General features: G+C 73.2%; 10 protein-coding genes. 6 read left to right on the forward strand and 4 right to left on the reverse strand.

Annotated elements, in window-relative coordinates; all coding sequences use genetic code 11:
- The coding region (locus tag ACFU97_RS12150) for a short chain dehydrogenase (protein ID WP_384254405.1) at nucleotides 1–401 on the reverse strand (401 nt) is incomplete at its 3' end.
- Between the two features lie 70 nt (nucleotides 402–471).
- Between ACFU97_RS12150 and ACFU97_RS12155 the strand changes: the two genes are divergently transcribed.
- Nucleotides 472–1341: a LysR family transcriptional regulator gene (locus ACFU97_RS12155; protein ID WP_384254407.1), complete on the forward strand. Its 870-nt coding sequence runs from the start codon at nucleotides 472–474 to the stop codon at nucleotides 1339–1341.
- Between the two features lie 38 nt (nucleotides 1342–1379).
- Here the strand turns inward: ACFU97_RS12155 and ACFU97_RS12160 are convergent, their stop codons facing one another.
- From ACFU97_RS12160 to paaI, 3 genes are read right to left on the reverse strand one after another with little or no spacing between them, the layout of a single operon-like run.
- Nucleotides 1380–1997 carry a TetR/AcrR family transcriptional regulator gene (locus ACFU97_RS12160; RefSeq protein ID WP_384254410.1) on the reverse strand — a complete coding sequence of 206 codons (618 nt, stop codon included), beginning with the start codon at nucleotides 1995–1997 and terminating at the stop codon, nucleotides 1380–1382.
- A 25-nt stretch (nucleotides 1998–2022) separates the two neighbouring features.
- Entirely contained in the window at nucleotides 2023–3369 is a 1347-nt protein-coding gene (gene paaK, locus ACFU97_RS12165; RefSeq protein WP_384254412.1) for a phenylacetate--CoA ligase PaaK, read from the reverse strand.
- A complete protein-coding gene (gene paaI, locus ACFU97_RS12170; protein ID WP_384254414.1) occupies nucleotides 3366–3797 on the reverse strand; it encodes a hydroxyphenylacetyl-CoA thioesterase PaaI in 432 nt (143 codons plus the stop codon). Before paaI ends, paaK begins: the two co-directional genes overlap by 4 nt.
- Before the next feature lie 96 nt (nucleotides 3798–3893).
- Between paaI and paaN the strand changes: the two genes are divergently transcribed.
- The 5 genes from paaN to ACFU97_RS12195 form a co-directional block, all read left to right on the forward strand.
- Nucleotides 3894–5606 (forward strand): phenylacetic acid degradation protein PaaN, encoded by a 1713-nt coding sequence (paaN, locus tag ACFU97_RS12175; RefSeq protein WP_384254417.1) that lies wholly within the window; start codon nucleotides 3894–3896, stop codon nucleotides 5604–5606.
- Complete coding sequence (locus ACFU97_RS12180; protein WP_384254419.1) at nucleotides 5606–6829, forward strand: thiolase family protein; 1224 nt, start codon at nucleotides 5606–5608, stop codon at nucleotides 6827–6829. The genes paaN and ACFU97_RS12180 overlap by 1 nt, the downstream gene beginning before the upstream one ends.
- A complete protein-coding gene (locus tag ACFU97_RS12185) occupies nucleotides 6826–7575 on the forward strand; it encodes an enoyl-CoA hydratase/isomerase family protein (protein ID WP_384254421.1) in 750 nt (249 codons plus the stop codon). The genes ACFU97_RS12180 and ACFU97_RS12185 overlap by 4 nt, the downstream gene beginning before the upstream one ends.
- A complete protein-coding gene (locus ACFU97_RS12190; protein ID WP_384254424.1) occupies nucleotides 7572–8426 on the forward strand; it encodes a 3-hydroxyacyl-CoA dehydrogenase family protein in 855 nt (284 codons plus the stop codon). Before ACFU97_RS12185 ends, ACFU97_RS12190 begins: the two co-directional genes overlap by 4 nt.
- A partial coding sequence (locus tag ACFU97_RS12195; RefSeq protein WP_384254426.1) for an enoyl-CoA hydratase/isomerase family protein occupies nucleotides 8417–8927 on the forward strand: 511 nt, incomplete at its 3' end. The genes ACFU97_RS12190 and ACFU97_RS12195, both read left to right, overlap by 10 nt.

The following is an 8927-nucleotide window of genomic DNA, read 5'->3' on the forward strand; positions in this document are numbered from 1 at the left end:
TCCAGGGCGCCGTTGGCCATCGAGGCGGCGGTGCCGGTGGGGATGGGCTCGCGGGCGAGGATGCCGGTGATGAGCGTGAACGAGCCGCGCTCGGCGACGTGGGGCAGGCCCTGGCGGACCAGCTCGATCTGGGCGGACACCTTGCCGGTGAACGCGGTCTGGTAGTCCTCGGCCGTCATGTCGGCGATCGGCCGGTAGGGCACTTCACCCGCGGCGCTGACCACCGCGTCCACCCGCCCGACCTGCGCGTACAGTTCGGCGATCCGGGACGGGTCCGTGATGTCGCAGCGCACGTCGCCCGCCGTGCGCCCGACGGTGATCACATCGTGGCCGCGGACGGCCAGTTCCTTGTGGACGGCGGTGCCGAGCGTGCCGCTGGCCCCGATCAGGAGAATCTTCATGCCCGCGACGCTACGGCGGGCCCGGCGGGCGAGGGAAATGCCGCTCGTGAAGCACTTATGCTTGGCGGTTATGAATGTGGAGGTACGGCACCTGCGGGCCCTCGTCGCGATCGGCGAGGAGGGGACCATCACCGACGCCGCGCACGCCCTGCGCATCAGCCAGCCCGCGCTCTCCCGCACCCTGGAGCAACTGGAGCGCCGCCTGGGGGTGCGTCTGGTGGAGCGCACCACGCGCCGTCTCGCGCTGACCGAGGCCGGGCAGCGGCTGTGGGACCAGGCCCGGCACATCCTCGGCCAACTCGACGACGCCCTGGCCGAGGCGGCCACCCGGGCCGAGGCGCGGCCGCTCCGCCTCGCCTTCGCCTGGGCCGCGCTCGGGCGCCACACCGTACCCCTGCTGCGCACCTGGCGCGAACGGCATCCCGACGCCCCGGTCCAGGTCCGCCGCCTGGACGACCCCGAGGCCGCGGTCCGCCGCGGCGCCGCGGACCTGGCCGTCCTGCGCACCCGGCCCGCCGACGGCTCCGGCCTCGCCCACACGGTGCTGACGTACGAGCGGCGGATGGTGGCCGTGCCCGAGGGGCATCCGCTCGCCGAGCGCGAACGCGTCCATCTGGCAGATGTGGCGGGGGAGTTGGTCGCCTTGTGCGCCACGGCCGCGACCTCCGGCGTGGAGCTGTGGGCCGAGGGGCAAAGGCCCCGCACCCTTCAGGTGCCGGGAGTGGACGAGTGGCTCACGGTCATCGCCACCGGCGAGGCCGTCGGCGTCACGGCCGAGGGCACGGTCCACCACCATCCCCACCCCGGCGTCCGCTACCTCCCGCTGGCCGACGCGGACCCCGTCACCGTCCATCTGGCGTGGCCCGCCGTCCCGACCCACCCGGCCACCGAGGCGTTCCTGCACCTCGCCCGGCGGCACGCCCTCACCGGCCGGGCCTGACGCCACGGGCCGTGATCCTCACGCTCCTGCGGGATCCGTCAACTCGCCCCGGTGCGCAACCCGTTGAAGAACATCACGGTCACCGCGTCGGCCACGGTGGCCACCGGCAGGTCCCCGTCCGGCCGGTACCACTCGACCAGCGAGTTGACCGCGCCGAACAGCAGCCGGCTCGCCAGCAGCGGGTCGACGTCGTCGCGTACTTCCCCCTCCGCCGCGGCACGCGCCACCAGTTCGGCGACCCGGCCGTCGAACTCCCGCCGCCGCGCGAGCGCCTGGCGCTCCGTCTCGCTGTTGCCGTGCACGCGCAGGAGCAGTGTGACGTAGGGGAGTTCGGCGGAGAGCACCTCGACGCTGCGGCGTACGACGTGGCGCAGCCGGGCCGTCGCGGAGGTGTCCGGGCCCGGCGGCTCGTCGAGGACCGCGAACAGGGCGTCGAGGGCGCGGGCGACGGCCAGGGCGAGCAACTCCTCCTTGCCGGAGACGTGGTGGTAGATGCTCGACTTGCTCAGGCCCAGCCGGCGGGCCAGTTCCTCCATGCCCGTGCCGTCGTAGCCGCGCTCGTTGAAGACCTCGACCGCGATCTCCAGCAGGGAGTCGCGGTCGTAGGCGGGTCGTTCCCCGCGTCGGGCGGGAGGCCCCAGGGGCGTGGCGCTCACGGTGTCATTGTGGCAAGAGAGCGCATCACGACCGGCGTTCGTCCTTGATCCTGCGGAGCTTGCCGAGGGAGCGCTCCAGGGTCTCGGGCTCCACGACGACGACCTCCACGCTCACGCCGACGCCGTCCTTGACGCCCTTGGTGATGGCCTTGGCGGCCGTCGCGCGCTGGTCCGGACCGGCGTCCGGCCGCGCCTCGACGCGTACGGTCATGTGGTCCATCCGGCCGCGCGTGCTGAGCTGGATCTGGAAGTGCGGGGCGACGCCGGGCGTCCGCAGCACGATCTCTTCGATCTGGGTCGGGAAGACGTTGACCCCGCGCAGGATGATCATGTCGTCGCAGCGGCCGGTGATCTTCTCGATACGGCGGAACCCGGGCCGCGCCGTGCCGGGCAGCAGGCGGGTCAGGTCCCTTGTGCGGTAACGGATGACGGGCAGCGCCTCCTTGGTGAGCGAGGTGAAGACCAGCTCACCGCTCTCGCCGTCGGCGAGGACGTCGTCCGTGACGGGGTCGACGATCTCGGGCACGAAGTGGTCCTCCCACACGTGCAGGCCGTCCTTGGTCTCCACGCACTCCTGCGCGACACCGGGTCCCATCACCTCGGACAGCCCGTAGATGTCGACCGCGTGGATGTCCATGCGCTCCTCGATCTCGCGGCGCATCTCCTCCGTCCACGGTTCGGCGCCGAAGACGCCCACCTTGAGGGAGGTCGAGCGCGGGTCGACGCCCTGGCGCTCGAACTCGTCGAGCAGCGTGAGCATGTAGGACGGCGTCACCATGATGATGTCGGGCTCGAAGTCCTGGATGATCTGCACCTGCCGGGCGGTCATGCCGCCCGAGGCGGGGATCACCGTGCAGCCGGCCCGCTCGGCGCCGTAGTGCGCGCCGAGTCCGCCGGTGAACAGGCCGTAGCCGTAGCTGATGTGGACCTTGTGGCCCGGGCGGCCGCCGGCGGCGCGGATGGAGCGGGCGATGAGGTCCGCCCAGATCGACAGGTCGTTCTCGGTGTAGCCGACGACCGTCGGGCGTCCGGTCGTGCCGCTGGAGGCGTGGATGCGCCGCACCTCCGACATGGGGACGGCGAACATCCCGAAGGGGTAGGTCTCGCGCAGGTCCGCCTTGGTGGTGAAGGGGAACCGCGCCAGGTCCTCCAGCGTCCGGCAGTCCTCGGGCTTCACGTCGGCCTGGTCGAACTTCTTGCGGTACAGCTCGACGTTGTCGTACGCGTGCCGGAGCGTCTGGCGCAGGTGCGTCAGCTGGAGGTCTCTCACCTCCTGCCGGGACATCCGCTCGGCGTCGTCCAGCAGGTCCGCCGGCAGGGGTTCACCGCGGCGGGCCGGGGCGTTCGCCGACGTCTTCATGTCGCTGATCATTGCGGCTCCTCAGGTTGCGCGTCGCGGATGGTGCGGCTGCGGCCGCGGAAGACCGCGACCACCGCGTCACCGCGCCTCACGCTCACGTCGTAGATGCCGCTGCGGCCGAATCGGGTGACTTCCTCGGCGGTGGCCGTCAGGACGTCGCCCTCGTAGGCCGGCGCGACGAAGGTGACGTCCGCCCCGGACGCGACGGTGACCGGGCCGTGGCTGTTGCAGGCACAGGCGAAGGCCGAGTCGGCCAGCAGGAACATGTACCCGCCGTGGGCGATGCCGTGGCCGTTGACCATGGACTTCGTCACCGTCATGCGCAGCACGGCGGTGCCCTCGCCCAGCTCGAGGAGTTCGATCCCGAGCCGCTGCGAGGCCTCGTCCGCGGCGAACATGCGCTCTGCGGATGCCGGAGCCGATTGAGCGGCTTCCGTCATGGTTCACACCACCTTGTCTCCCGACCGAACATTCGGTTAGCGTGCGGCATGGTCAAGTAATCAAGCCGCCCCGTTGCCTGTCAAGAGGCGAGCCATATGCCGAACGGAGTCCCCGAGGTGCCCGACTTCTTCACCCGACACCGTGACCTGCTGGAACAGGCCGTGACCGCGACCGAGACCCGTGAGCACTGGACGCCGTACCCCGAGTCGCCGAGCAAGTCGGTCTACGGCGAGGACGCGGCCAAGCTCGGTGAGGCGACCTTCCGCGAGCAGATAGGCGGGCCCTTCGACCTGCCCGGACACCCGGGTGAGGGGCGCGTCGCGCCCGAGGAGCACTCCCCTTACGGCTTCCCCCTGGGCATCAGCTATCCCCGCATCACGCCGGAGGCGGCGGTGGCCGCGGCGAAGGGTGCCACGGCGGCCTGGCGCGCGGCCGGACCGGACACCCGGGCCGGGGTCGCGGCGGAGATCCTCGCCCGCCTGAACGCGGCGAGTTTCGAGATCGCCCACGCCGTGCAGCACACCACAGGGCAGGCGTTCGTCATGGCCTTCCAGGCCGGCGGACCGCATGCGCAGGACCGCGGTCTGGAGGCCGTCGCCTACGCCTGGGCGGAGCAGAGGAAGCACCCGGCCACGGCCCGCTGGAGCAAGCCGCAGCGCAAGGGCGGCGCCCACGTCCTGGACAAGAAGTTCACCCCGGTCGGCCGCGGAGTGTCGCTGCTCATCGCCTGCAACACCTTCCCGACCTGGAACGGCTACCCGGGACTGTTCGCGTCCCTGGTCACCGGCAACCCGGTCCTGGTCAAGCCGCATCCGGGAGCCGTGCTCCCCCTCGCCGTCACCGTCCGCATCGCCCGCGGGGTGCTGAGCGAGGCCGGCTTCGACCCGGACCTCGTCCTGCTGGTGACCGAGGAACCGGGGGGCCGGGCCGCCGCGACGCTCGCTCTCGACCCGGACGTGCGGATCGTCGACTTCACCGGCTCCACCGCCTTCGGCGACTGGCTGGAGGCCAACGCCCGCCAGGCCGCCGTCCACACCGAGAAGGCCGGCCTCAACACCGTCGTCCTGGACTCGACCGAGGACTACCGCGGTCTGCTCGGCAACCTCGCCTTCTCCCTGTCGCTCTACAGCGGCCAGATGTGCACCACCCCGCAGAACCTGCTGATCCCGCGCGACGGCATCACCACCGAGGAAGGCCCGCGCACGGCCGACGAGTTCGCCACCGACCTCGCCGCCGCGCTGGACCGGCTGCACGCCGACCCCGCGCGCGCCGCCGGCACGCTGGGCGCGATCGTCAACGACGGGGTGCGCGACCGGCTGAAGGAGGCGGCCGGCGTCGGCCGTACGGTGCGCGCCTCCCAGCCCGTCGAGCACCCCGAGTACGCCGCGGCGGACGTCCGTACGCCCCTGGTCGCCCGCCTGGACGCGGAGACCGACGGCGAGGTCTTCACCAGGGAGTGGTTCGGCCCGGTCTCCTTCGTGATCGGGACGGACTCCACCCGGCACAGCCTGGACCTGTTCCGCGACACCGTGCGCGCGCACGGGGCCCTGACCGCCGCCGTCCACTCCACCGACGACGAGGTGCTGGCCGCCGCCGAGGAGGCCGCCCTGGACGCGGGCGTGCACCTGTCCGAGAACCTCACCGGCCAGGTCTTCGTCAACCAGTCCGCCGCGTTCAGCGACTTCCACGGCAGCGCCGCCAACCCCGCGGCCAGCGCCACCCTGTCCGACGCCGCATTCGTCACCGGCCGCTTCGCCGTACTGCAGTCCCGTCGCCCCGTGACCGCCCCCATCGAGGAGTCCGCCTGATGCCCGAAGACGTCTATCTGATCGACGGAGCCCGCACCCCGCAGGGCCGCTACGGCGGCGCCCTGGCCTCGGTGCGCCCCGACGACCTGGCGGCCCTCGTCGTCGGCGAGGCCGTACGCCGCTCGGGCATCCCCGCCGACGCCGTGGACGAGGTCGTCCTGGGCGCCGCGAACCAGGCCGGCGAGGACAACCGCGACGTGGCCCGCATGGCGGTGCTGCTGGCCGGGCTGCCGCACACCGTCCCCGGCTACACGGTGAACCGGCTGTGCGCCTCGGGGCTGACCGCCGTCGCCTCGGCCGCCTCCACGATCCGCTCCGGCGAGGCCGACCTCGTCGTCGCCGGCGGCGTGGAGTCGATGACACGCGCCCCCTGGGTGATGGCGAAGCCCGGGACGCCCTGGGCCAAGCCCGGAGAGGTGCACGACACCTCGCTCGGCTGGCGCTTCACCAACCCGGCCTTCGCGGCGGCGGACCGCGCCGTGCCCGCGGGCGCCGGACCGGAGGCGGTCAAGGTCACGCTGTCGATGGGGGAGACGGCCGAGGAGGTCGCGGCCCTGGACGGCATCACCCGCGCCGACTCCGACGCCTTCGCCCTGCGCAGCCACCAGCGGGCGGTCGCCGCCCAGGAGGCGGGCCGCTTCGACCGCGAGATCGTGGCGGTTCCCGTACGGGACGGCGAGGTCACCCGGGACGAGGGCCCCCGCCCTTCCACCACGCTGGAGAAGCTCGGCGGCCTGCGCACCATCTTCCGCCAGGACGGCATCGTCACCGCGGGCTCGTCCTCTCCGCTCTCCGACGGCGCCGCGGCCCTGATCGTGGCGAGCGCCTCCGCCGTCGAGCGGTACGGCCTCACCCCGCGGGCGCGGATCGTCACCTCCGCCTCGGCCGGCGTGCAGCCCAACGTGATGGGCCTCGGACCGGTGCCCGCCACCGAGAAGGCCCTCGCCCGGGCCGGCTGGCAGACGTCCGACCTGGACGCCGTCGAACTCAACGAAGCCTTCGCCGCACAGGCTCTGGCCGTGGTGCGCCGCCTGAAGCTGGACGAGGACAAGGTCAACGCCGACGGCGGCGCCATCGCCCTCGGCCACCCGCTGGGCTGCTCCGGCGCCCGCATCCTGCTGACCCTGCTCGGCCGCCTGGAGCGCGAGGACGCGGCACGCGGCCTGGCCACTCTGTGCGTCGGCGTCGGCCAGGGCGTGGCGATGCTGGTGGAGCGGGTATGAGCGACCGGACCTACGAGACCCTCCTCGTCGAGGAGCGCGACGACCGGGTGATCGTCACCCTGCACCGCCCCGAGGCGCGCAACGCCATCAGCGGCCGCATGATCGACGAACTGCACGACGTCTGCGGCCTGTTGGAGCGCGAACCGCGGCTGCTGCTCCTCACCGGCCACGGCCGGGTGTTCGCGGGCGGCGCCGACATCGCCGAACTGCTGCGGCGCGGCCGGGACGAAGCACTCCAGGGCATCAACAGCCGCCTGTTCGAGCGCGTACGGCGCCTGCCGCTGCCGACCGTCGCCGCCGTCGACGGCTGGGCGCTGGGCGGCGGTGCGGAACTGTCGTACGCGTGCGACATCCGCATCGCCGGACCCGACGCCGTCTTCGGCAACCCTGAGCCGGGCCTGGGCATCCTCGCCGCCGCGGGCGCCTGCTGGCGGCTGCCCGAGCTGGTGGGGGAGTCCGTCGCCAAGCAGGTGCTGCTCGCGGGCCGCAGCCTCGACGCGCAGGCGGCCCTCGCGGCCGGCCTGGTCATCGACGTCGTACCGGCGGACGAACTGCTCGACGCGGCCCACGCGTTGCTCGACCGGATGGGCCGTTCCTCGGCCGCCGCACTGCGCCTGACCAAGCTTGTCGTCGACTCGCCCGGCGCGCATCCGGTCGCCGACGACCTGGCCCAGGCCGTGCTGTTCGAGGGCGAGGACAAGCGGGAGCGGATGACCCGCTTCCTGGAGAAGAGGAGCCGAGCATGACCAGCGCACCCGCGGTCGTCGCGGTGATCGGCGGCGGCCGGATGGGCGCCGGCATCGCCCAGTCGTACGCCACCGCCGGATCGGCCGTCACGATCGCCGAGAGCGGCGCCGAGGCCGCCGCCGCGGCACTGGACCGCGTGGCCACGGGCCTGAAGCGGGCCGCCGAGCGCGACCTGCTGCCCGAGCCCGCGGACCGGATCCTCGCCCGGGTCGGCACGGTCGAGTCGGTGGACGCCCTGCCGGCGGACGCCGACCTGGTCGTCGAAGCCGTGCCCGAGGACCCCGCGCTCAAGGCCCGGGTCCTCGCCGCGACCGAGGCGGCGGTGGGCGCGGGGACCGTGCTGGCCAGCAACACCAGCTCGCTGTCCGTCACAGACCTGGCCGCCGCCCTCACCCGGCCCGGCCGCTTCCTCGGCATGCACTTCTTCAACCCGGTACCCGCCTCGGAACTCGTGGAGATCGTGGTGGCGCCCGGCACGGACCCCGCGACCGTGGAGGCGGCCCTGGCCTGGACGCACTGCCTCGGCAAGAAGGACGTCGTCGTCAAGGACTCGCCCGGCTTCGCCAGCAGCCGCCTCGGTCTCGCCCTGGGACTGGAGGCCATCCGCATGGTCGAGGAGGGCGTGGCGGAACCCGAGGCCATCGACGACGCGATGCGCCTCGGCTACAGGCACCCCATGGGCCCGCTCCGCCTGACCGACCTGGTCGGCCTGGACGTGCGCCTGGCCATCGCGGAGCACCTGCACGCCACCCTCGGCGAACGCTTCGCCCCGCCGCGGCTGCTGCGCGACAAGGTCGCCCGCGGCGAACTCGGGCGCAAGAGCGGCCAGGGGTTCTACGCATGGCCGTGACACAGCCCGCCGGATCGACCGTCGAGTACGCCCTGCGCGACGGAGTGGCCGTGGTGGAGCTGCGCCGTCCGGCGGCGGGCAACGCCCTCGACGCGGCCCTGCGCCGTGAACTGCTGGCCGCCGTACAGCAGATCCGTGCCGACGGCGACCAGGTGCGCTCGGTCCTCCTGGCGGCGCAGGGGCGGCACTTCTGTGTCGGCCAGGACCTCAAGGAGCATGCGCACGCCCTCGAGACCCGCCCCGAGTCGGCCTTCGCCCTTCTGCGGGAGGAGTACAACCCGCTGGTGACCGAGTTGCGCGCGCTGCCGCAACCGGTGGTCGTGGCCGTCGAGGGCGCCTGCGTCGGCGCCGGTCTCGGCCTCGCGCTGTGCGCCGACGTCCGGGTGGCCGCCCGGGGGGGGGGGGGGGGGGGGCACTTTCCCACCCCCCTCCCCGGCCCCCGCCTTGCTGCCCACAGCGGGACCCACCGCCCCCTGGCCACAGACGTCCGCCTCTCCCGGG

The organism is Streptomyces sp. NPDC057616 (assembly GCF_042800575.1).
GTDB lineage: Bacteria > Actinomycetota > Actinomycetes > Streptomycetales > Streptomycetaceae > Streptomyces.

What these genes read in the sequence shown, in the direction of transcription:
- paaI (WP_384254414.1), bottom strand. Translation starts at nt 3,797, where the DNA reads ATGACGGAAGCCGCTCAATCGGCTCCGGCATCCGCAGAGCGCATGTTC.
- paaK (WP_384254412.1), bottom strand. Translation starts at nt 3,369, where the DNA reads ATGATCAGCGACATGAAGACGTCGGCGAACGCCCCGGCCCGCCGCGGT.
- ACFU97_RS12180 (WP_384254419.1), top strand. Translation starts at nt 5,606, where the DNA reads ATGCCCGAAGACGTCTATCTGATCGACGGAGCCCGCACCCCGCAGGGC.
- ACFU97_RS12185 (WP_384254421.1), top strand. Translation starts at nt 6,826, where the DNA reads ATGAGCGACCGGACCTACGAGACCCTCCTCGTCGAGGAGCGCGACGAC.
- ACFU97_RS12155 (WP_384254407.1), top strand. Translation starts at nt 472, where the DNA reads ATGAATGTGGAGGTACGGCACCTGCGGGCCCTCGTCGCGATCGGCGAG.
- paaN (WP_384254417.1), top strand. Translation starts at nt 3,894, where the DNA reads ATGCCGAACGGAGTCCCCGAGGTGCCCGACTTCTTCACCCGACACCGT.
- ACFU97_RS12190 (WP_384254424.1), top strand. Translation starts at nt 7,572, where the DNA reads ATGACCAGCGCACCCGCGGTCGTCGCGGTGATCGGCGGCGGCCGGATG.